The organism is Pseudomonas sp. FeN3W (genome assembly GCA_030263805.2).
Classification (GTDB): Bacteria; Pseudomonadota; Gammaproteobacteria; order Pseudomonadales; family Pseudomonadaceae; genus Stutzerimonas; species Stutzerimonas stutzeri_G.
Genome location: CP136010.1, coordinates 1,377,496 through 1,397,869, shown reverse-complemented (window position 1 = coordinate 1,397,869; position 20,374 = coordinate 1,377,496). Strand labels below are relative to the sequence as shown.

Annotated in this window: 23 protein-coding genes and 1 pseudogene; 20 read left to right on the top strand and 4 right to left on the bottom strand. The window is 64.0% G+C overall.

The genetic code is table 11. From position 1 onward, the window contains the following. The first annotated feature begins 696 nt into the window (after positions 1-696). Both ttcA (P5704_006515) and ttcA (P5704_006510) read left to right on the top strand, forming a co-directional pair. Complete coding sequence (gene ttcA, locus P5704_006515) at positions 697-1,590, top strand: tRNA 2-thiocytidine(32) synthetase TtcA (GenBank protein WOF80135.1); 894 nt, start codon at positions 697-699, stop codon at positions 1,588-1,590. 166 nt (positions 1,591-1,756) lie between these two features. Further along, a pseudogene (ttcA, locus tag P5704_006510) lies at positions 1,757-2,458 on the top strand (tRNA 2-thiocytidine(32) synthetase TtcA). Between the two features lie 570 nt (positions 2,459-3,028). Here ttcA (P5704_006510) and P5704_006505 read toward each other — a convergent pair. Together P5704_006505 and P5704_006500 are read right to left on the bottom strand one after the other, a co-directional pair. After that, positions 3,029-3,598, bottom strand: a complete 570-nt coding sequence (locus tag P5704_006505; GenBank protein WOF80134.1) for a hypothetical protein — start codon at positions 3,596-3,598, stop codon at positions 3,029-3,031. Positions 3,599-3,620: 22 nt separating this feature from the next. After that, positions 3,621-4,472 carry an SIR2 family protein gene (locus P5704_006500; protein WOF80133.1) on the bottom strand — a complete coding sequence of 284 codons (852 nt, stop codon included), beginning with the start codon at positions 4,470-4,472 and terminating at the stop codon, positions 3,621-3,623. 417 nt (positions 4,473-4,889) lie between these two features. Here P5704_006500 and nifH point away from each other — a divergent pair, with 417 nt between their 5' ends. The 7 genes from nifH to P5704_006465 all read left to right on the top strand — a co-directional run bounded on the left by nifH (position 4,890) and on the right by P5704_006465 (position 11,113). Beyond that, a complete protein-coding gene (nifH, locus tag P5704_006495) occupies positions 4,890-5,771 on the top strand; it encodes a nitrogenase iron protein (GenBank protein ID WOF80132.1) in 882 nt (293 codons plus the stop codon). Between the two features lie 111 nt (positions 5,772-5,882). Next, positions 5,883-7,364 (top strand): nitrogenase molybdenum-iron protein alpha chain, encoded by a 1,482-nt coding sequence (gene nifD, locus P5704_006490; protein ID WOF80131.1) that lies wholly within the window; start codon positions 5,883-5,885, stop codon positions 7,362-7,364. 102 nt (positions 7,365-7,466) lie between these two features. Further along, a complete protein-coding gene (gene nifK, locus P5704_006485; GenBank protein WOF80130.1) occupies positions 7,467-9,038 on the top strand; it encodes a nitrogenase molybdenum-iron protein subunit beta in 1,572 nt (523 codons plus the stop codon). 91 nt (positions 9,039-9,129) lie between these two features. Then, positions 9,130-9,351 carry a putative nitrogen fixation protein NifT gene (gene nifT / locus P5704_006480; protein ID WOF80129.1) on the top strand — a complete coding sequence of 74 codons (222 nt, stop codon included), beginning with the start codon at positions 9,130-9,132 and terminating at the stop codon, positions 9,349-9,351. Between the two features lie 3 nt (positions 9,352-9,354). Then, positions 9,355-10,107, top strand: a complete 753-nt coding sequence (locus tag P5704_006475; GenBank protein WOF80128.1) for a dinitrogenase iron-molybdenum cofactor N-terminal domain-containing protein — start codon at positions 9,355-9,357, stop codon at positions 10,105-10,107. Continuing rightward, the gene (locus tag P5704_006470; GenBank protein ID WOF80127.1) at positions 10,104-10,373 is read left to right on the top strand and encodes a DUF6129 family protein; all 270 of its coding nucleotides are present in this window, start codon (positions 10,104-10,106) and stop codon (positions 10,371-10,373) included. The genes P5704_006475 and P5704_006470 overlap by 4 nt, the downstream gene beginning before the upstream one ends. 8 nt (positions 10,374-10,381) lie before the next feature. Continuing rightward, complete coding sequence (locus tag P5704_006465; GenBank protein WOF80126.1) at positions 10,382-11,113, top strand: 4Fe4S-binding leucine-rich repeat protein; 732 nt, start codon at positions 10,382-10,384, stop codon at positions 11,111-11,113. 173 nt (positions 11,114-11,286) lie between these two features. On the opposite strand, the gene P5704_006460 is transcribed toward P5704_006465, so the two are convergent. After that, on the bottom strand, positions 11,287-11,820 hold the full coding sequence (locus P5704_006460) for a transposase (protein WOF80125.1): 534 nt from the start codon (positions 11,818-11,820) through the stop codon (positions 11,287-11,289). A 341-nt stretch (positions 11,821-12,161) separates the two neighbouring features. Here P5704_006460 and nifE point away from each other — a divergent pair, with 341 nt between their 5' ends. The 11 genes from nifE to P5704_006405 all read left to right on the top strand — a co-directional run bounded on the left by nifE (position 12,162) and on the right by P5704_006405 (position 19,034). Further along, a complete protein-coding gene (nifE, locus tag P5704_006455; GenBank protein WOF80124.1) occupies positions 12,162-13,583 on the top strand; it encodes a nitrogenase iron-molybdenum cofactor biosynthesis protein NifE in 1,422 nt (473 codons plus the stop codon). 10 nt (positions 13,584-13,593) lie between these two features. Next, positions 13,594-14,970, top strand: a complete 1,377-nt coding sequence (gene nifN / locus P5704_006450; GenBank protein WOF80123.1) for a nitrogenase iron-molybdenum cofactor biosynthesis protein NifN — start codon at positions 13,594-13,596, stop codon at positions 14,968-14,970. 3 nt (positions 14,971-14,973) lie between these two features. Beyond that, positions 14,974-15,453 carry a NifB/NifX family molybdenum-iron cluster-binding protein gene (locus tag P5704_006445; GenBank protein ID WOF80122.1) on the top strand — a complete coding sequence of 160 codons (480 nt, stop codon included), beginning with the start codon at positions 14,974-14,976 and terminating at the stop codon, positions 15,451-15,453. A 22-nt stretch (positions 15,454-15,475) separates the two neighbouring features. Further along, positions 15,476-15,958 (top strand): NifX-associated nitrogen fixation protein, encoded by a 483-nt coding sequence (locus P5704_006440; GenBank protein WOF80121.1) that lies wholly within the window; start codon positions 15,476-15,478, stop codon positions 15,956-15,958. A 9-nt stretch (positions 15,959-15,967) separates the two neighbouring features. Further along, positions 15,968-16,177: a CCE_0567 family metalloprotein gene (locus P5704_006435; protein WOF80120.1), complete on the top strand. Its 210-nt coding sequence runs from the start codon at positions 15,968-15,970 to the stop codon at positions 16,175-16,177. A 191-nt stretch (positions 16,178-16,368) separates the two neighbouring features. Then, on the top strand, positions 16,369-16,665 hold the full coding sequence (gene fdxB / locus P5704_006430) for a ferredoxin III, nif-specific (protein WOF80119.1): 297 nt from the start codon (positions 16,369-16,371) through the stop codon (positions 16,663-16,665). Between the two features lie 12 nt (positions 16,666-16,677). Continuing rightward, positions 16,678-16,998, top strand: a complete 321-nt coding sequence (locus P5704_006425; GenBank protein ID WOF80118.1) for a (2Fe-2S) ferredoxin domain-containing protein — start codon at positions 16,678-16,680, stop codon at positions 16,996-16,998. 3 nt (positions 16,999-17,001) lie between these two features. Further along, positions 17,002-17,502, top strand: a complete 501-nt coding sequence (locus P5704_006420; protein ID WOF80117.1) for a hypothetical protein — start codon at positions 17,002-17,004, stop codon at positions 17,500-17,502. Further along, entirely contained in the window at positions 17,502-17,876 is a 375-nt protein-coding gene (locus P5704_006415; protein WOF80116.1) for a hypothetical protein, read from the top strand. Before P5704_006420 ends, P5704_006415 begins: the two co-directional genes overlap by 1 nt. Then, entirely contained in the window at positions 17,869-18,618 is a 750-nt protein-coding gene (locus tag P5704_006410; protein WOF80115.1) for a DUF364 domain-containing protein, read from the top strand. Before P5704_006415 ends, P5704_006410 begins: the two co-directional genes overlap by 8 nt. Beyond that, positions 18,615-19,034, top strand: coding sequence for a hypothetical protein (locus P5704_006405; GenBank protein WOF80114.1), 420 nt, complete (start codon positions 18,615-18,617; stop codon positions 19,032-19,034). Before P5704_006410 ends, P5704_006405 begins: the two co-directional genes overlap by 4 nt. Positions 19,035-20,124: 1,090 nt before the next feature. Here the strand turns inward: P5704_006405 and P5704_006400 are convergent. Then, positions 20,125-20,343: a Nif11-like leader peptide family natural product precursor gene (locus tag P5704_006400; GenBank protein WOF80113.1), complete on the bottom strand. Its 219-nt coding sequence runs from the start codon at positions 20,341-20,343 to the stop codon at positions 20,125-20,127. Between the last annotated feature and the right edge of the window lie 31 nt (positions 20,344-20,374).

The window sequence follows — 20,374 nt, the reverse complement described above, 5'->3', positions numbered from 1 at the left end:
TGTTCCAGTACAAAGAGCCTCTTTCGTTCCAGGTCGCGACCGATGATCAGGCTGAGACGGACCACTTGTGAGCGCGATCATTAACAATGTGGCCAGGTGAGCGCGTATGGCTGGCACAGGGACGAGTGGGTGTTTCGTGGTAGATCTCCCTACATATCCTGACGGCTGCAATACCCAGCCCTGATCGAGCGGCAGCAACGCGTTCGTTCGAGGCCATTGATGGCAGGACGAAGATCGACTTTGCCGCGATCGAGGCTGCGCTGAAGGCTTAATCTCCAGCGTCTGAATCCAGCCCCAATGACTGAGCCTGCCTCACACCACATGTGATTCTGAGGCTGCTGCGGCCTCTCCGCGTGACTCGCAGAGTTCCGTGCTGTGATCCTCCTCTGTTGCGACTCGGTCAAGCTAAATGCAATCGTTGGTCAGGAGCTTCTATAAAACGCAGGCATAATCTTGTTATGATATAGCTGGCTTCAAACTCGGCAGATGATACTGACTTATAGATTTACTTAAGAGTGTATGTCGTATATTAAATACGTGGCCTCAATGTTGTGCTTTGCTTCGAATTGTTTATGCGTCCGATTTTGGTAGTGTCTAACTATCTCAATTCTTCGCAAGTGGTGCGGGATGTTGCAAGGTGGGCGAGGTTTTTATAGTAAACTGGGCTTGTAAATATTTAATTGGAAGCTAGTGTATATGATGATGGGCGAACAGGTATCTCAGATTAATAAAGCTGCGGAACTTCGTCGTAAAAAGCTGCGCGGCAATGTGGGCAAGGCTGTTGTAGATTATGCAATGATCGAAGATGGCGACAAAGTTATGGCCTGCGTAAGTGGTGGCAAAGATTCATTCGTTATGCTTGACGCTTTGCTGCACTTGCAGAGAGTTGCGCAAATAAAATTCAGTGTTGTGGCGGTTAATCTTGATCAGAAGCAACCTGGCTTTCCGGAGCATATATTGCCTGAGTTTTTCGAGGCTAAAGGGATTGATTATTATATAATCGACAAGGATACTTATTCCGTTGTCAAGAGTAAGATCCCAGAAGGTAAGACTACTTGTTCTCTTTGCTCTAGACTCAGAAGGGGCACGCTTTATAGTTTTGCTGAGGAAATTGGGGCTACTAAATTGGCACTCGGTCATCATATGGATGACATGGTTGAAACTTTGTTTCTGAACATGTTTTTCCAAGCGCAATTGAAAGGGATGCCTCCTAAGCTTCTTAGCGATGACAAGAGGAATATAGTCATCCGGCCACTCGCCTACTGTCGCGAGAAAGATATAGCAAAGGTCGCTGCCGATAGCGCATATCCAATCATTCCGTGTAATCTCTGCGGATCGCAAGAGAATTTGCAGAGGAAAAAAATCAAGTCGATGATTGCGGAGTGGGATTCGGTAAATCCTGGCTGCGTAGAAAACATCTTTCACAGCTTACAAAACGTAAGTCCTTCCCAGTTAGCTGATCGCAGTCTCTTCGATTTTATAGATCTATCCATTGATAGATCGGATGTCCGGCCGCCCTACGAATTCGAAGCAGCCGAGGTTTCATCATCCAGTGTTGAAGGCCGGATTGATGTCGTTCGGATTTTGTAAAGGTTGAAGGTGGTTTTTCGGGAGGTATGAGGGTTTTTAGAGCTCAGGAAGACGCCAAATTTACATTTTTGCCTTTTTCTGTAAAGCCTGAATGCTATTTAATTTATTTAAAATCAATAGGTTACGTTTATGGTGGTGCTGTAAAATTTTGTTTCTTAGCCTATAAGGCAAGGACAGCTACACCATGCTCGATGTGCTGCTCTATCTGCAGAAGGTCGCGCCGATCAAGTTCGAGATCGTTGCCGTGAACATGGACCAGAAGCAGCCCGGCTTTCCCGAGCATGTCCTTCCCGAATACCTTAAGTCCATCGGCGTCGAGTACCACATCATCGAGAAGGACACCTACTCGGTGGTGAAGGAGAAGATTCCGGAAGGCAAGACCACCTGCTCGCTGTGCTCACGCCTGCGCCGCGGCACGCTGTACACCTTTGCCGACGAGATCGGCGCGACCAAGATGGCGCTCGGGCATCATCGCGACGACATCCTGGAAACCTTCTTCCTCAACATGTTCTACGGCGGCACGCTGAAGGCCATGCCGCCCAAGCTGCTCTCCGACGATGGCCGCAACGTGGTGATTCGCCCGCTGGCCTACTGCAACGAGGCGGACATCGAGGCGTACTCGCAGATGAAGGAGTTTCCGATCATCCCGTGCAACCTCTGTGGTTCGCAGGAGAATCTGCAGCGCCAGGTGGTCAAGGAAATGCTGCAGGAATGGGAGCGCAAGTCGCCAGGCCGCACCGAGATCATGTTCCGCGCGCTGCAGAACGTGGTGCCTTCGCAACTGGCCGACCGCAACCTGTTCGATTTCAAGAGTCTGCGTATCGACGACAGCGCCACGCCGCGCTTCGTCGATGTGATGAGCTTGTAGGCAGGGGCGGGCGGCGCTCCGCTGGGGCGCGTAGCGGCGAACCAATATAACGCCGAGGTTTGCCTGGGCGTTCGCGTGTTGGGCTTCGCGGAACTCACTCCAATCTATGTATGAACTCACTGCCACTGTGATGCACGCCGAGAGATCTACCGGGTGCGCTGCTTGTGGTTTCGGCGCACGCTTATGGCCTTTGCCCCCGATGTCGGTGGTTATCGTATGGCAATGGTTTGGATGGATCGGCGTGGCCATTGCGGGGGCATATTTACCGCCGCCTATGTGAACCACCGGCTGGAGAGCGTTGGCTCGCCATGAGCGCCTCCCAACCGGCCCTTCGGAGTCCGGAGGTGGCGTCTAGACAAAAACTGTCGGGAGAGGTTTTTGGCGTCGTGCAGCGGGCGGCTACTAGGGACGGTGGACCACAAAAAACTCCCCTGGGAGCTCAGGGGAGTGGCTCATCGCCGACACGGGGATTTCAAACCGTGCATACCCGTGCCGCACCTGGACTCTGAGCCCTGGTGTGGCGTGGAATATCGAGCCCCATCGCGGCAAGCCCAATGCCCATGGGGGGATTCAGATCGGTCCGCGCGCTTCGCGACGATGGGCGACGGTGCGGCCGAGGGCGGCCTCGTAGCTCAGCGTCTCCAGCTTCGGCCGGTAGTCCTTGAGCGCGGCGTAGACGGTGAGCACCTTGTCCTCGGCGCTCTGGCCCTTGAAGTCCTCCTTGTCCAGCCGCAGGTCGTCGGCCAGGGTGTTCCACACCGCGCCTTCCTCGTGCGCCTGCAGCAGCAAGGTCACGCCGTCGAGCTCGGTGTACAGCGACTGGCCGAGGTTCTCCACGTAGAAGATCACCGGCGCGCCGTCGGCCAGGTCGCCGCGATAGCGTTCGATGAACAGCGGCAGGTGGGCCAGTTCGATCAGGGCCCCGGCCATCATCGCCAGTTTTCCCTGCTGCTCGAGCATGACCGCCTGCTTGACCACGGCGGTCGGTGGCAGGCGGCGGCCGGAGGCATCGGCGATCTCGCCTTCCTCGAGTACCAGGTCGCCGCGGAAGGCGTAGGTGTCCGGCTTGGTGGTCGCGCCGTTGACGCTGACGTTGCACAGCAGGTTTTGCGTTTCGTAGGTTTTCAACAGCATGGTCATGCTCTCTCGTGGGAAAAACGGGTCAGGCCACCTGCGGGGAACCTTCGGCCAGGCCGAGCAGGTCGTGCCAGTCGGCCTCGACCAGTTCCAGCTGCTTGCGCAGGCAGACCTTGCGGTCCTTCGCGGTGGGCGAGGGGATCAGCGCCCAGCCGGCGGGCGTGGCGGCATCGTGGATCAGGTCGCTCATCACCATGCGTTCGGTATCGCGGTTGAACTGCATGCCGAGGAACAGGTAGCGGCGGTTCTTGCGCCGCAGTTTGAGCCAGGCGGGGATGGCGAAGCCGCCCATCAGTTCGGTGATGTAGTCGACGAAGTCGGCGTCGCTGGCGACGTAGGAGGGCGTCGGCAGCGGCGTGCCCAGCGGCTTGAACAGCACCGGCAGGTCGGGGTCGACCTCGCTCTGGTCGATGCGCCGGTAGCGGCCCTCGTCGAAACGGTAGATATCGAACCGATAGGGGCTGGCGGCGATGCGCGCGGCGCCGACCACCAGGGTATGCGGGCGGTCGGCATAGCAGCGCTGCAGCTGGGTGTCGCGGTTGCAATCGATGATGTAGGGCAGGTTCAGCCCGGCCAGCCAGCGGTGCAGGGGCGCGGGCGTCCAGTTGTCGCCGCCGTAGGTCTGGGTCAGGAAGCGCTCGATGAAGCTGCGGCCCTTCTTGTTCTCCAGGTGCATCGCGGCGCGGGGGAACTCGTACATCAGTCGCGGCGCCATGGGTTGCCCGCCGGTCATGGCGAGGATCAGGCTTTCGCTGTCGGCCGGCAGCGGCTGGCCAGTGTCGCGGTCGACCACGCCGCGCAGCACGCCGGGGCCCAGGTAGGGCACCAGTTCGTGGGCGCTGAGGCGGGCGGCGATTTCCTTCAAGGGATCGTTCACGGCAAATCTCCTGCGGCCGGGTGGGTGTGCCGGTAGCCGATCGCAATAACCGAGCCAGTTCCAGGGTGTCGCGCAAACCCTTGATATATAGGGCGTTGGTGTCGAGATAGTTGCCGTTTTCGGCAAGTACGAAGAGTGCTGAATACGACAATTGTCATGTTCGCAACAGAGTCAGGCGAGCAAAGAAATCCCGCTCCCCAGGCGTTCGTTGTTTGTAGTCATTGCAACAGGGACGACTGTCGATTGTTAACTATCGAACTGCCGCAGATCATTTCCGATAATCAATTAAATTCAATTAAAACAGATAGATAGCTCATCAGCTCGGCACTGGCACAAAGGCTGCTACTGCTCTGTTGCGCAGGCTTGTTCGTGCCTATAGCCCACGTCAAGTGGTAACGAAACCTGAGGAACTTAATTATGGCAATGCGTCAATGCGCTATTTACGGGAAAGGTGGAATCGGCAAGTCCACCACCACCCAGAACCTCGTGGCGGCCCTGGCCGAGCTCGGCAAGAAGGTGATGATCGTCGGGTGCGACCCCAAGGCCGACTCCACCCGCCTGATCCTGCACTCCAAGGCGCAGAACACCATCATGGAAATGGCCGCCGAGGCCGGCACCGTGGAAGACCTGGAGCTCGAGGACGTGCTCAAGACCGGCTACGGCGACATCAAGTGCGTCGAGTCGGGCGGTCCGGAGCCGGGCGTGGGCTGTGCCGGTCGCGGCGTGATCACCGCGATCAACTTCCTCGAAGAGGAAGGCGCCTACGAGGATGACCTGGACTTCGTCTTCTACGACGTGCTCGGCGACGTGGTCTGTGGCGGCTTCGCCATGCCCATCCGCGAGAACAAGGCCCAGGAGATCTACGTGGTCTGCTCCGGCGAGATGATGGCGATGTATGCTGCCAACAACATCTGCAAGGGCATCGTGAAGTACGCCAACTCCGGCAGCGTGCGCCTCGGCGGGCTGATCTGCAACAGCCGCAACACCGACCGCGAGGACGAGCTGATCATGGCCCTGGCCGACAAGCTGGGCTCGCAGATGATCCATTTCGTTCCGCGCGACAACGTCGTGCAGCGCGCCGAGATCCGCCGCATGACCGTCATCGAGTACGACCCCGCCGCCAAGCAGGCCGACGAGTACCGGACCCTGGCGAAGAAGATCGTCGAGAACAAGAAACTGGTCATCCCCACCCCGATCAGCATGGACGAGCTGGAAGCCCTGCTCATGGAGTTCGGGATCATGGACGAGGAAGACATGACCATCGTCGGCAAGACCGCCGCCGAGGAAGTCGTTGCCTGATCGCTTCAGCAGAACGGGGCAGGGCGGATGGGCCCTGCCGGAGCGTCGCACTGCGCAGTGTGCAGTGCGGGGCGTCCGTGACCCGCACATGAACGCAAGAGGAGGTCAATCATGACCGGTATGTCCCGCGAAGAGGTGGAATCCCTCATCCAGGAAGTCCTGGAAGTCTATCCGGAGAAGGCCCGCAAGGACCGCGCCAAGCACCTGTCGCCCAACGACCCGACGCTTGAGCAATCGAAGAAGTGCATCACCTCCAACAAGAAATCCCAGCCGGGGCTGATGACCATCCGTGGCTGCGCCTACGCCGGCTCCAAGGGTGTGGTCTGGGGGCCGATCAAGGACATGATCCACATTTCCCACGGGCCGGTGGGTTGTGGCCAGTATTCGCGCGCCGGGCGGCGCAACTACTACATCGGCACCACCGGGGTGAACGCCTTCGTCACCATGAACTTCACCTCGGATTTCCAGGAGAAGGACATCGTCTTCGGTGGCGACAAGAAGCTGGCCAAGCTGATCGACGAGATCGAGACGCTGTTCCCGCTGAACAAGGGCATCTCCGTGCAGTCCGAATGCCCCATCGGCCTGATCGGCGACGACATCGAGGCGGTGGCCAAGAAGAAGGCCGCCGAGCACGAGACCACCGTGGTGCCGGTGCGTTGCGAAGGTTTCCGCGGGGTGTCGCAGTCCCTCGGCCACCACATCGCCAACGATGCCATCCGTGACTGGGTGCTGGACAAGCGCGACGACGACACCAGCTTCCAGACCACGCCCTACGATGTCTCCATCATCGGCGACTACAACATCGGCGGCGATGCCTGGTCCTCGCGCATCCTGCTCGAGGAAATGGGCCTGCGCGTGGTGGCGCAGTGGTCCGGCGACGGCACCCTCTCGGAGATGGAGCTGACGCCCAAGGTCAAGCTGAACCTGGTGCACTGCTACCGCTCGATGAACTACATCTCGCGGCACATGGAAGAGAAGTACGGCATCCCGTGGATGGAGTACAACTTCTTCGGTCCGACCAAGACCGCCGAGTCGCTGCGGGCCATCGCCGAGCACTTCGACGACAGCATCAAGGCCAAGTGCGAGCAAGTCATCGCCAAGTACCAGCCGGAGTGGGAGGCGGTGATCGCCAAGTACCGCCCGCGCCTGGAAGGCAAGCGCGTGATGCTCTACGTCGGCGGCCTGCGCCCGCGCCATGTGATCGGCGCCTACGAGGACCTGGGCATGGAAGTGGTCGGCACCGGCTACGAGTTCGGCCACAACGACGACTACGACCGCACCCTCAAGGAAATGGGCAACGCCACGCTGCTCTACGACGACGTCACCGGCTACGAGTTCGAGGAGTTCGTCAAGCGCATCAAGCCCGACCTGATCGGTTCCGGCATCAAGGAAAAGTACATCTTCCAGAAGATGGGCATTCCCTTCCGGCAGATGCACTCCTGGGATTATTCCGGCCCGTACCACGGCTTCGACGGCTTCGCCATCTTCGCCCGTGACATGGACATGACCCTGAACAACCCGTGCTGGAAGAAGCTGCAGGCGCCCTGGCAGAAGGCCGAGGAATCGGCCGAGCAGGTCGCCGCCAGCGCCTGATGGTCCGCAGTCGTACGCAACGTCCGCGGCGGCCGGCGCAGGCCGGTCGCCGCCGATATCCGTGATCGCCGTTCACAGATGAGTGAGGCGAAGGAGAGAGTCATGAGCCAGCAAGTCGACAACATCAAACCCAGCTATCCGCTGTTCCGCGACGAAGAATACAAGGACATGCTCGCGCTCAAGCGCGACGCCTTCGAAGAGAAGCATCCGCAGGAGAAGATCGACGAAGTCTTCCAGTGGACCACCACCCAGGAATACCGGGAACTCAACTTCCAGCGCGAGGCGCTGACCGTCAACCCGGCCAAGGCCTGCCAGCCGCTGGGCTCGGTGCTCTGCGCCCTGGGCTTCGAGAAGACCATGCCCTACGTGCACGGCTCGCAGGGCTGCGTGGCCTACTTCCGCACCTACTTCAACCGCCACTTCAAGGAGCCGGTGTCCTGCGTGTCCGACTCCATGACCGAGGACGCGGCGGTGTTCGGCGGCCAGCAGAACATGAAGGACGGCCTGGCCAACTGCAAGGCCACCTACAAGCCGGACATGATCGCCGTGTCCACCACCTGCATGGCCGAGGTCATCGGCGACGACCTCAACGCCTTCATCAACAACTCGAAGAAGGAGGGCTTCATCCCCGAGGACTACCCGGTCCCCTATGCCCACACCCCGAGCTTCGTCGGCAGCCACGTCACCGGCTGGGACAACATGTTCGAGGGCATCGCCCGCTACTTCACCCTCAACCACATGGACGACAAGGTGGTGGGCAGCAACCACAAGATCAACGTCGTTCCCGGCTTCGAGACCTACCTGGGCAACTTCCGCGTGATCAAGCGCATGCTCAAGGAAATGGACGTCGGCTACAGCCTGCTCTCCGACCCGGAAGAAGTGCTCGATACCCCGGCCGACGGCCAGTTCCGCATGTATTCGGGCGGCACCACCCAGGACGAGATCAAGGACGCGCCCAATGCCCTGAACACCCTGCTGCTGCAACCCTGGCAACTGGAGAAGACCCGCAAGTTCGTCGACGGCACCTGGAAGCACGAGACGCCCAGGCTGAGCATCCCCATGGGCCTGGACTGGACCGACGAGTTCCTGATGAAGGTCAGCGAGATCAGCGGCCAGCCGATTCCCGAAAGCCTGGCCAAGGAGCGCGGCCGCCTGGTCGACATGATGACCGACTCGCACACTTGGCTGCACGGCAAGCGCTTCGCGCTGTGGGGCGATCCGGACTTCGTCATGGGCATGGCCAAGTTCCTCCTGGAACTGGGCGCCGAGCCGGTGCACATCCTCGCCCACAACGGCAACAAGCGCTGGAAGAAGGCCATGGACGCGATCCTGGAGTCCTCGCCCTACGGCAAGAACTGCACCGTGTACATCGGCAAGGACCTCTGGCACATGCGCTCGCTGGTGTTCACCGACAAGCCGGACTTCATGATCGGCAACAGCTACGGCAAGTTCATCCAGCGCGACACGCTGCACAAGGGCAAGGAATTCGAGGTGCCGCTGATCCGTCTCGGCTTCCCGATCTTCGACCGCCACCACCTGCATCGCCAGACCACCCTCGGCTACGAAGGCGCCATGCAGATGCTGACCACCCTCGTCAACGCCGTGCTCGAGCGCCTCGACGACGAGACCCGTGGCATGCAGACCACCGACTACAACTACGACCTGGTCCGTTGACCGCGAGCGGGGAGGGCGACCTCCCCATCCTGGCCGGCCGGCGCACCGCAATGGTCGTCGGCCGGCCAGCCCCATTTTCAGGAAGCCTCCCATGCCCAGTGTCATGATCAGCCGCAACAAGAATGGCCAGCTGACCTTCTACATCGCCAAGAAGGACCAGGAAGAGATCGTCGTCAGCCTGGAACACGACAGCCCCGAGCGCTGGGGCGGCGAAGTCGCCCTGGCCGATGGCTCCAGCTACTACCTCGAACCCCTCTCGGCGCCGCCGAAACTGCCGATCACCCTGCGCGCCAAGCGGGCCGGCGAGGGCTGAGCGATGGCGCCCAGCAACGGACGGGCTCCGCTGCCGGCTCACCTGGCCCTGCGCATCGCCCTGGCGGCGCGCGAGCTGAACGGCGTGGATACCGCGCAACTGCTGCGCACCCTGCTCAGCGTCACCGGCGAGCCGATCACCGAGGCGCGCCTGGCCAGGCTGCGCCTCAACCGCCTGCGCAACCGCCTGCGCAACCGCCTGCTGAACACCCTCGATGGATCGCCGCCAGCGCTCAGCGAACGGCAACTGCAACGTGCGCTCGGCCTGCTCAAGGGGCGCGGCGTGCGGATGCCCGAGGAACCGTTGCCGGTCGTCGAGCCCTACCAGGAAGGCGAACTGCCGGATTCGGTCCGCATCGCCTGCAGCTCCGACGGCGGCGAACGCCTGGACGGCAGCTTCGGCAGCTGCGCGCGCTTTCTCGTCTACCAGATCTCGCCGAGCGCCAGCCGCCTGGTCGCCCTGCGCGAGCCGGGGCCGGTCGCGCCCCACGAGGATCGCCATGCCCGCCGCGCCGAACTGCTGCACGACTGCCAGCTGCTCTACACCCTGAGCATCGGCGGGCCGGCGGCGGCCAAGGTGATTCGCGTCGGCACCCACCCGGTCAAGGTCATGCGGCCGATACCGGCCCGCGAGGTCGTCGAGGAACTGCAACAGGTACTGGCCACCGCGCCGCCGCCCTGGCTGGCCAAGGCCATGGGCGGCGAACCGCTGGGCCGCCGCGACGCTTCGATCGACGAAAAAGAGGACACCCCATGATCAGCCAGACCCAGCTCGAGGACGTCATCCGCCAGGCCGAAAGCGCCCCGCTCGACGCAACGCTGCTCGCCAGCCTGCGCAGCGCCCACCCCGGCGTGCACTTCACCTGCTGCATGGACGACGACGTGACGGTCAATGCCAGGCCCATCGCCGAGCGGCCGGGATTCAACGTCTACCTGGTCAACTCCAGCCAGCACTGCTCGGTGCTGAGCAACGACCTGGACGCCGCCTCGGGCATCGTCCTGGCCGAAGTCGTCGCCGACTGAGCACGCCCATGCACAACGATGGTGGCGAGGACATCACCCCCCTGGCGGACTGCCGCGACTGCAGCTTTCGCGGCGACCTGCTGCCCAGCGGCCGCTGCACGCCGGGCGACCGCTGCGTGGCGATCCACAGCGGCCGGCAGATCGACCGTTTCTTCCGGCAGAATCCGCAGCTGGCCGTGCATTACCTGGCCGATCCGTTCTGGGAGCGACGCGCCATCGCCGTGCGCTACGCCCCGGTGGAGGCGCTGCTGCCGATGATCCACGACGTCGACGAGGCGGTGCGCCGCGCGGTGGCCTACCGCCTGCCGCGCGAGCGCCTGGGCGAACTCATGCGCGACCCGGATCGCGAGGTGCGCATCACCGTCGCCGATCGCCTGCCGGCCGAGCAACTGGAATGGATGGCCACCGACCCGGACTACCTGGTGCGCGCCTACGTGGTCCAGCGCATCGCCCCGGGGCGGCTGTTCCGCTTCATCCGCGACGAGGACCGCCAGGTGCGCAAGTTCGTCGCCCAGCGCCTGCCCGAGGAAAGCCTCGGGCTGATGGTCATGGACCCCGAACCGGAGATCCGCCGCCTGGTCGCCGCGCGCCTGCACGGCGAGGACGTCGTGGAACTGCTCCACGACCCCGACTGGACGGTACGCCTGGCCGCCGTGGAAAACGCCCCGCTCGATGCCCTGCGCGGCCTCGACGAAGACGACCCCGAGGTCCGGGCCGCGATCGAAGAGCGATTGGGGTAGGTTGGGGTAGGTTGGGTTGAGCTCCGCGAAGCCCAACGAGCGAGGCACCGGGCAACGCAATCGTTACGGCGTCGAGCTTCGGCACGTCGGAGATTCGCCTTGGCCCCGGAGTGATGTTGGGCTTCGCCGCTTCGCGTCTCAACCCAACCTACGGGTTCGGTGCCAGTCGTAGGTCAATCCGGAGGCAGGTCGATTGGCCTCGCCGCACACGTTTCACCACCCCAATCGACCGACATCACGCCATCCTTGATGTATCGATGAATCGAGGAATACGACCAATCGGCGGCGCGTGAAACGTATCTATGCTTGACCGGGTTGAAATGGATGTAATCGATATGCCGCTGCAGATCCTCTTCGTCCCGGATCCGGTGCTCCCAATAGCGCCGTTGCCAGACGGCGCGCTCGCGTTTGCGTCGGCGCGACAACGGAATCGCCTCGTGTGCGGGCAGGCGGCGGGAGAAGCTGCTCTTGATCAACGCCCAGCGCAGCGGGTAGTCGGCATCGCCTTCGGGCAATTGCCATACGCTGTGCAGATGGTCCGGCAACACCACCTGCGCGACGATCTCGAATGGATGTTGGGTCTTGACCTGGCGAAAGGACGCGCGAAGTGCTTCGATGTGTTCGGTAAGCAGTGACTGGCCGCGATCGGCCAGCGCGAGGGTGAAAAAGAAGGTGCCTCCCGGCACGAAAGCGCGTCGATAGTGCATCTCATCGTCCTTGATGGATAGGGCCTGTGGACTCTAAGGCAGCGCGTTAGCGAAAAATGTGATTCAGGTCTGTTGGTTGGTGAGTGTAGGTTGGGTTGAGCCGCGTAGCGGCGAAGCCCAACATCGCTTCTGAGGGCGCCACGCTTGTCGGGCTTCGCTCAGACCGCGCGCCCCGACCCAACCTACGGTCACCTGCCGAATCCTTTGTTGCGAACCCGACATCCGGATGCGTTTGCGACAATCCGATTTCAATACAAATCCATATGAATCAATGAGTTGCCTTTTGGTACAGGCCTTGCACCCGTCTCGTTGCGCATGACCACGACGATCCGGAGGGTGCGATGAAAGCCAAGGACATTGCCGAACTGCTCGACGAACCCGCCTGCACGCACAACAAGAAGGAGAAGTCCGGCTGCGCCAAGCCGAAGCCGGGCGCCACCGACGGTGGCTGTGCCTTCGACGGCGCGCAGATCGCCCTGTTGCCGATCGCCGACGTGGCGCACATCGTCCATGGGCCGATCGCCTGTGCCGGCAGTTCCTGGGACAACCGCGGCACCCGTTCCAGCGGCCCGCAGCTGTATCGCATCGGCATGACCACCGATCTCTCCGAGCAGGACGTGATCATGGGGCGCGCCGAGAAGCGCCTGTTCCATGCCATCCGCCAGGCGGTGGAGAGCTACGCGCCGCCGGCGGTGTTCGTCTACAACACCTGCGTGCCGGCGCTGATCGGCGACGATCTGGACGCCGTGTGCAAGGCCGCCAGCGAGCATTTCGCCACGCCGGTGGTGCCGGTGGACGGTGCCGGCTTCTACGGCACCAAGAACCTCGGCAACCGCATCGCCGGCGACGCCATGTTCAAGCATGTGATCGGCACCCGCGAGCCCGACCCGCTGCCGGCCGGCAGCGCGCGCGCCGGCATCCGCGTGCACGACGTCAACCTGATCGGCGAGTACAACATCGCCGGCGAGTTCTGGCACGTGCTGCCGCTGCTCGACGAACTGGGCATCCGCGTGCTCTGCACGCTGTCCGGCGACGCGCGTTTCCGCGAGGTGCAGAGCATGCACCGCGCCGAGGTGAACATGATGGTCTGCTCCAAGGCCATGCTCAACGTCGCGCGCAAGCTGCAGGAACGCTTCGGCACGCCCTGGTTCGAGGGCAGCTTCTACGGCATCACCGACACCTCGCAGGCGCTGCGCGACTTCGCCCGGCTGATCGGCGACGCCGACCTCGCCGCGCGCACCGAAGCGCTGATCGCGCGCGAGGAAGCGAAGATTCGCGCGGCGCTGGAACCCTGGCGCGAACGCCTGGCCGGCAAGCGCGTGCTGCTCTACACCGGCGGCGTCAAGTCCTGGTCGGTGATCTCCGCGCTGCAGGACCTGGGCATGAAGGTGGTCGCCACCGGCACCAAGAAGTCCACCGAGGAGGACAAGGCGCGCATCCGCGAGCTGATGGGCGACGAGGTCAAGATGCTCGAGGAGGGCAACCCGCGCACGCTGCTGCGCACGGTGGAGGAATACCGTGCCGACATCCTCATCGCCGGCGGCCGCAACATGTACACCGCGCTCAAGGGGCGCATTCCCTTCCTCGACATCAACCAGGAACGCGAATTCGGCTATGCCGGCTACGACGGCATGCTGGAGCTGGTGCGCCAGCTCTGCCTGACCCTGGAGAGCCCGGTGTGGCCGGCGGTACGCCAGCCGGCGCCGTGGGAACGGTGTGCCGTGCCGACCACGGTGCCGGCCCGCGCGCTGGCGAACGCCTGAGGAGGTCGGGATGGCGCAGATCATCAATCGCAACAAGGCGCTGGCGGTCAGCCCGCTGAAGGCCAGCCAGACCATGGGCGCCGCGCTGGCCTTCCTCGGCATGGCGCGCAGCATGCCGCTGCTGCACGGCTCGCAGGGCTGCACGGCGTTCGCCAAGGTGTTCTTCGTCCGGCATTTCCGCGAGCCGGTGCCGCTGCAGACCACGGCGATGGACCAGGTCAGCTCGGTGATGGGCGCCGACGACAACGTGGTCGAGGCGCTGCGGGTGATCTGCGACAAGCAGCGCCCGGCGGTGATCGGCCTGCTCACTACGGCGCTGGCGGAAACCCAGGGCTGCGACCTGCACAGCGCGCTGCACGAATTCCGCCGTGCGCACGACGAATTCAAGGATGTCGCCATCGTGCCGGTGAACAGCCCGGACTTCAGCGGCTGCTTCGAAAGCGGCTTCGCCGCCGCGCTCAAGGCGATGATCGAGACGCTGGTGCCCGAGTGCCGCGACCGGGTCGGCCAGCGGCCGCGCCAGGTCAACGTGCTGTGCAGCGCCAGCGTGACGCCCGGCGACCTGGAGTTCGTCGCCGAGAGCGTCGAGAGCTTCGGCCTGCGGCCGCTGCTGATCCCCGACCTGTCCGGCTCGCTGGACGGCCACCTCGACGAGGCGGCCTTCAATCCGCTGACCACCGGCGGGCTGACCCTCGACGAACTGGCCAGCGCCGGGCAGAGCGCCGCCACCCTGGTGATCGGCCAGAGCCTGGCCGCCACCGCCGATGCGCTGGCCGCCCGCAGCGGCGTGCCGGACCGCCGTTTCGGCCTGCTGCTGGGCCTGGAGGCGGTGGACGCCTGGCTGATGGCGCTGAGCGAGATCAGCGGCAACCCGGTGCCGGAGCGCTGGCAGCGCCAGCGCCGGCAACTGCAGGACGCCATGCTCGACACCCATTTCATGCTCGGCGACGCCCGCCTGGGCATCGCCGCCGACCCCGACCTGCTGCTCGGCTTCGACGCCCTGGCGCGCGGCATGGGCGCGCAACTGGTGGCCGCGGTGGTGCCGGCACGCGCGCCGGCGCTGGCCGATGCGCCGCTGGCGCGCATCCAGGTCGGCGACCTGGAGGACCTGGAGCAGGCCGCCCGCGATGGCGGCGCCCAACTGCTGCTCGGCAACAGCCATGCCTTGGCCAGCGCCCAGCGCCTGGGCGTCCCGCTGCTGCGCGTGGGCTTCCCGCAGTACGACCTGCTGGGCGGTTTCCAGCGCTGCTGGAGCGGCTACCGGGCCAGCGCGCAGGCGCTGTTCGACCTGGCCAACCTGCTCACCGAACATCACCAGGGCATCGCGCCGTATCGCTCGATCTACGCGCAGAAGCCCGTATCCGAACATTCGCAACGGAGGCACTGAGTCATGGCCAGCCCGATCCGACAACTGCAGGTACTCGGCGGTGAGAACGACGGCACGCTGCTCAAGCTGGCCTTCGCCTCGTCCGACCGGCGCACGGTGGATCAGCATTTCGGCTCCTCGCGCTCGTTCGTCTTCTACGGCGTCGACCCCGAGCGCGCCGAGCTGCAATCGGTGGTGGAGTTCGGCGAACTCGACCAGGACGGCAACGAGGACAAGCTGGCGTCCAAGCTGGAACTGCTCGACGGCTGCATCGCGGTGTACTGCCGCGCCTGCGGCGCCTCGGCGGTGCGCCAGTTGCTGGCGATCGGCGTGCAGCCGGTCAAGGTCAGCGAGACCGAAAGCATCGCCGAGCTGATCGCGACGCTGCAGGCCGAGCTGCGCGAAGGCCCTTCGGCCTGGCTGGCCAAGGCGATCCGGCGTACCCGTGGTACGGCGGACCAGCAGCGTTTCGAAGCCATGGCCGGCGAGGCCTGGGACGAATAGCCCGACAATCGAGGACAGCGTTATGTACGCAGTGGAAGAACAGCAGGCGGTCGTCCGCGACGACGACCCGGCCCTGCAGGACCCGGTGATCAAGCAGATGGTGGTGCAACTGCGCGCCATGGACAGCTACGGCACCTACGACACCTGGAGCGACGCGCGGGTGCTCGACCCGCTGGTGCTGACCCGCGAGCGGCGCCGGGCGATCCCCATCGTCGGCGATCCGGACGAGGTCACCCTGTCGCGGGTCAGGGCCTTCTACAACGCCCTGGCGCAGATGATCGAGCGCGAGACCGGGCTGCTCGCGGTGCCGGTGATCAACATCACCCACGAGGGCTTCGGCCGCGCGCTGATCCTGGTCGGCAAGCTGGTGGCGCTGGACAAGACCCTGCGCGACGTCCACCGCTTCGGCTTCGAATCGCTCGAGGCGCTGACGCTCGAGGCGCAGAAATTGTTGGGCAAGTCGACCGCGCTGGTGGCTGAACACCGCGCGGTCGCCGAGTTGTAGGAGGAGCCGATGACCGAAGAGGAGCTCAAGGCGCTGAAGAAGGAAGTCAGCCAGAAAAAGCGCATCGCCACCGAGTGGGCGTCGCAGATCCACGATCTGGTCGAGGACCGGCTGCTGATCGACTACCGGCAGTTGCCGGAGCTGGCGGCACAGGCGCACCAGGCCTGCCTCGACTGGGCCGAGGCCAGTGCCCGGCTGGAAGCGGCCGGCAGCGCCTGAAACCGGCACGACACATGCGCAAGGCGGGTGAAACCCGCGTGGTCGTTGCACATGACGGGCATCGCCATGGCGGGTTTCACCTGCCCCGCGGTCGGCAGCCCATGCAACAGATACAGAGCGGGCCCGAGCCCGCCATATCCCTAACCGTAGGCCGCCCGCCGCCAATGTCGTTGGCGGGCAGGAGATGACAGATGGAAGCAGTGATAACCGGGCGTACGCGCGGCGGCAGCGAATGGGTGCCGCAGTTCGTCACCGCCGTCGATGCGCAGAAGTGCATCGGTTGCGGGCGTTGCTACAAGGTGTGCCCGCGCGACGTGTTCGAACTGGTGGAGCGCTCCGGCATGGTGGACGAGGACGACGACCTCTACGACGAGGACGACGAGATGATGGTGATGGCCATCGCCGACGGTCTCGACTGCATCGGCTGCAAGGCCTGCGCGGCGGTCTGTCCGAAGCAGTGCCATACCCATCAGGCCCTGGCGGGTTGAGGAGCTGCGGACATGCCGAGACCCGAGCACCATATCTTCGTCTGCATGCAGCGCCGCGCCGAGGGACACCCGCGCGGCAGTTGCGTGGCCAAGGGCGGCGAAGCCCTGTTCGACGCCTTTTCCCAGGCGCTGATCCGGCGCAACCTGATCGGCCGCATCGCATTGACCAGCACCGGCTGCCTCGGCCCCTGCCAGGCCGGCGCCAACGTGCTGGTCTACCCGGGCGCGCTGATGTACAGCTGGGTGGAACCGGCGGACGCCGACGCCATCCTCGCGCACCTGCTCGAGGGCGTCCCCTTCACCGACAAGCTGACCCCCGCGGAGCTCTGGTGACGCATGGGTGAAGTGCTGCTGCTGGAGCCCGACCGGGCGTTCTTTTCCGACCGCACGCCGACCGGGCTGCGCTACCTGCTGACTTCCGCGCGCAACCTGGAACATCCGGATGCGGTCGAGGCGCTGCTGCTCGAAGCCCGGCGGCGCTGGGTCGAGGAGCCGGACGCGCACATTGGCCTGTACAAATTCTATTTTCGCCAGGCCCGCTATGCCGAGGCGGAAGCCGCGGTGTGGGAAGCCCTGCGCCGGGCCGCGGCCTGTGCCGGCTTCAGCCGCAACTACCGGCGCCTGCACCCGGCCAGCGCCGACTGGCAGACGCGCCGTGGCGCCGAACGGCTGTACCTGTTCAGCCTCAAGGCACTGGGCGTGATCCGCCTGCGCCGCGGCAAGGTGGATGATGCGCGGCGGGTGCTGGAGAAACTGCAGGAACTTGACCCCAGCGATGAGATCGGCGGCGAGGCCTTCCTGCAGATCGCCCGCGCCTTCGAAGAGGAAGATGACTGATGGAGACCACGGTCGAAGCGCGCCTGCACGCGGCGCGGCCGGTGTTCGGCGAAATCCAGAGCGTCCTGCAGGCGTGCCTGCAGCGTTCGGCCATCCGGCTGCAACTGCCCGACGAGGGTGAACCGACGCGCAGCGAAGTGCGGATCGATCCGTTCGATCGCAGCGAATGCTTCTACAGCGAGTGGCGCAGCGCCCGGGGCGACTTCCTGGGCAGCATGCAGATCAACGGTGACGGCCAGGTCTATGCCGAATTCGACGTGCTGCTGGCGCACCCGCACCAGCCGGCCTGGATGGTGGAAGCGGTCGCCGTCTGGGGCTGGCCGGGGGCGCTGAAAAGCGAATTGCGTCTGTTGCCGGTGCTCGAACATGAATGAACTCTACGACTGGCTGCTGGCCAGCGCCGCGCAGGCGCGGCGCGTCGAGCATCTGTGCCTGGGGCTGAACTGGACCCTGGCCGAGGTCGATGGCAGCCAGGGCTTCGCCTTCAGCCCGCGCCAGGTGCCGCGCACGCTCGACTGGTCGGGCACGCTCGCCGGGCAGGACAATGCCGCATTGCTGCCCTGGCTGCTGTCGTGGAACGACGCCGAAGCCGCGATTGGCCTGGCCGTGCTCAACGCCAGCGTGAATACCCCCGATGGCTGCCAGCGCGAGGCGCTGGCGTTGCGTTCGGCGGCGCCGGGGCATTTGCGGGTGTTCGCGCACTTCCGTGCGCGGCTGGCGGGAAAGCGGGTGGTGGTGATCGGCCATTATTCCGGCCTCGAACGGCTCTGGCAGGACCAGCCCTATCGATGCCTGGAGCGCCATCTGCAGGAGGGCGACCTGCCCGATTGCGCCGCCGAGTACCTGCTGCCCGAGGCCGACTGGGTGTTCGTCAGCGCCAGCAGCATCGCCAACAAGACCCTGCCGCGCCTGCTCGAACTGTCGCGCCAGGCCCGGGTGGTGCTGATGGGGCCGAGCCTGCCGTGGCTGGAAGGCTGGCGGCGCTTCGGCGTGGACTACCTGGCCGGCGTCCGCGTGGTCGACCCGGACGGGGCGCGGCGGGTGGTCGCCGAGGGCGGCGGCACCCGGCTGTTCGCCGGGCCGGTGGAGTACGCCCTGATGGCATTCGGCGAATGACCGGGAAAGGTCGGCTGGGCTGGCGGGGCCTGATCTGCCACAAGCATCCGGTCAGCGCGCGCCTGCATTTCCTCGTGCCGCAGCGCGGTGGCGTGGTGCTGCCGCAGCCGCTGCCGGCCCTCGCGGTATTCGCCGAAAGCACGGAACGGGGCGATCTGCTGGTGCACCCGGCCTGCGCGCTGCGCAGCCTGCAGCGCGAACTGGGGATCGAGAAGCCGCTGGAACTGGTGGCCGATTACCGGGTCGGCCTCGAAGTGGCGGGCGGCGTTCTACCGGTATTCCTCGCCGCGCTGGACGGGCACGACCCGTGCCGGGCGGCCATCGGAACCCATTGGATCGAACTGACGCAGAGCATCGGCATGCCCTGGCTGGATCGCGAACTGCTCAGGCGGGCCTATGAGGTGCTGATCGGTTGAGCGCTCGCGCGAACGCATAGGCGTAGGTTGGGTTGAGGCGCGAAGCGGCGAAGCCCAACGAGACACCGGGCCTTGCCCATGCCCAGGTTTGGTGTGCCGAAACTCCAACGCCATGGCGAATGCATTGCCCGATACCGCGCTTGTTGGGCTTCGCGGAGCTCAGGCTGCGCGCCCGACCCAACCTACGACTGGCACCGAACCCGTAGGTTGGGTTGAGGCGCGAAGCGGCGAAGCCCAACGAGACACCGGACCTTGTCCACGCCGAGGTTTGGTGTGCCGAAACTCCAATGCCATGGCGAATGCATTGCCCGATACCGCGCTTGTTGAGCTTCGTTGCGCGCCCCGACCCAACCTACGACTGGCACCGAACCCGTAGGTTGGGTTGAGGCGCGAAGCGGCGAAGCCCAACGAGACACCGGGCCTTGCCCATGCCCAGGTTTGGTGTGCCGAAACTCCAACGCCATGGCGAATGCATTGCCCGATACCGCGCTTGTTGGGCTTCGCGGAGCTCAGGCTGCGCGCCCGACCCAACCTACGACTGGCACCGAACCCGTAGGTTGGGTTGAGGCGCGAAGCGGCGAAGCCCAACGAGACACCGGACCTTGTCCACGCCGAGGTTTGGTGTGCCGAAACTCCAATGCCATGGCGAATGCATTGCCCGATACCGCGCTTGTTGAGCTTCGTTGCGCGCCCCGACCCAACCTACGACTGGCACCGAACCCGTAGGTTGGGTTGAGGCGCGAAGCGGCGAAGCCCAACGAGACACCGGGCCTTGCCCATGCCCAGGTTTGGTGTGCCGAAACTCCAACGCCATGGCGAATGCATTGCCCGATACCGCGCTTGTTGGGCTTCGCGGAGCTCAGGCTGCGCGCCCGACCCAACCTACGACTGGCACCGAACCCGTAGGTTGGGTTGAGGCGCGAAGCGGCGAAGCCCAACGGGACACCGGGCCTTGCCCACGCCGAGGTTTGGTGTGCCGAAACTCCAATGCCATGGTGAAAAACGCATTGCCCGATACCGCGCTTGTTGGGCTTCGCGGAGCTCAGGCTGCGCGCCCCGACCCAACCTACGGTTCAGTGCTTGCCGGATATCAGGCGCGTAGCAGCGCCTTGGCCATCTTCGGCGACAGCTGGGCCTCGCTGAATTGCGGTTCGTTCGGCGGGTAGAGCAGGTCCTCGATGATGCTGTAGTCATGTTCCTTGCCGAGGGCGATCACGTCGCGGACCTTTTCGCAGGCTTTGAGTTTTTCGCCAAGCACCGGGTCGTTCATGGCTTGGCTCGAGAAGGCTTGGATTTCCTTGATGGACATAGGGTTCTCTCTGTTGCTGTGGCTGGAACCA

Bases quoted from the DNA above. Each gene is read 5' to 3' on its own strand.
- P5704_006505 (WOF80134.1), bottom strand. From the start codon at position 3,598: ATGACCATGCTGTTGAAAACCTACGAAACGCAAAACCTGCTGTGCAAC.
- P5704_006445 (WOF80122.1), top strand. From the start codon at position 14,974: ATGGCCAGCCCGATCCGACAACTGCAGGTACTCGGCGGTGAGAACGAC.
- P5704_006425 (WOF80118.1), top strand. From the start codon at position 16,678: ATGCCGAGACCCGAGCACCATATCTTCGTCTGCATGCAGCGCCGCGCC.
- P5704_006410 (WOF80115.1), top strand. From the start codon at position 17,869: ATGAATGAACTCTACGACTGGCTGCTGGCCAGCGCCGCGCAGGCGCGG.
- P5704_006420 (WOF80117.1), top strand. From the start codon at position 17,002: ATGGGTGAAGTGCTGCTGCTGGAGCCCGACCGGGCGTTCTTTTCCGAC.
- P5704_006460 (WOF80125.1), bottom strand. From the start codon at position 11,820: ATGCACTATCGACGCGCTTTCGTGCCGGGAGGCACCTTCTTTTTCACC.
- P5704_006415 (WOF80116.1), top strand. From the start codon at position 17,502: ATGGAGACCACGGTCGAAGCGCGCCTGCACGCGGCGCGGCCGGTGTTC.
- nifH (WOF80132.1), top strand. From the start codon at position 4,890: ATGGCAATGCGTCAATGCGCTATTTACGGGAAAGGTGGAATCGGCAAG.
- P5704_006405 (WOF80114.1), top strand. From the start codon at position 18,615: ATGACCGGGAAAGGTCGGCTGGGCTGGCGGGGCCTGATCTGCCACAAG.
- nifT (WOF80129.1), top strand. From the start codon at position 9,130: ATGCCCAGTGTCATGATCAGCCGCAACAAGAATGGCCAGCTGACCTTC.
- P5704_006475 (WOF80128.1), top strand. From the start codon at position 9,355: ATGGCGCCCAGCAACGGACGGGCTCCGCTGCCGGCTCACCTGGCCCTG.
- nifK (WOF80130.1), top strand. From the start codon at position 7,467: ATGAGCCAGCAAGTCGACAACATCAAACCCAGCTATCCGCTGTTCCGC.
- nifN (WOF80123.1), top strand. From the start codon at position 13,594: ATGGCGCAGATCATCAATCGCAACAAGGCGCTGGCGGTCAGCCCGCTG.
- ttcA (WOF80135.1), top strand. From the start codon at position 697: ATGATGATGGGCGAACAGGTATCTCAGATTAATAAAGCTGCGGAACTT.
- fdxB (WOF80119.1), top strand. From the start codon at position 16,369: ATGGAAGCAGTGATAACCGGGCGTACGCGCGGCGGCAGCGAATGGGTG.
- nifE (WOF80124.1), top strand. From the start codon at position 12,162: ATGAAAGCCAAGGACATTGCCGAACTGCTCGACGAACCCGCCTGCACG.
- P5704_006435 (WOF80120.1), top strand. From the start codon at position 15,968: ATGACCGAAGAGGAGCTCAAGGCGCTGAAGAAGGAAGTCAGCCAGAAA.
- P5704_006440 (WOF80121.1), top strand. From the start codon at position 15,476: ATGTACGCAGTGGAAGAACAGCAGGCGGTCGTCCGCGACGACGACCCG.
- P5704_006470 (WOF80127.1), top strand. From the start codon at position 10,104: ATGATCAGCCAGACCCAGCTCGAGGACGTCATCCGCCAGGCCGAAAGC.
- P5704_006400 (WOF80113.1), bottom strand. From the start codon at position 20,343: ATGTCCATCAAGGAAATCCAAGCCTTCTCGAGCCAAGCCATGAACGAC.
- nifD (WOF80131.1), top strand. From the start codon at position 5,883: ATGACCGGTATGTCCCGCGAAGAGGTGGAATCCCTCATCCAGGAAGTC.
- P5704_006465 (WOF80126.1), top strand. From the start codon at position 10,382: ATGCACAACGATGGTGGCGAGGACATCACCCCCCTGGCGGACTGCCGC.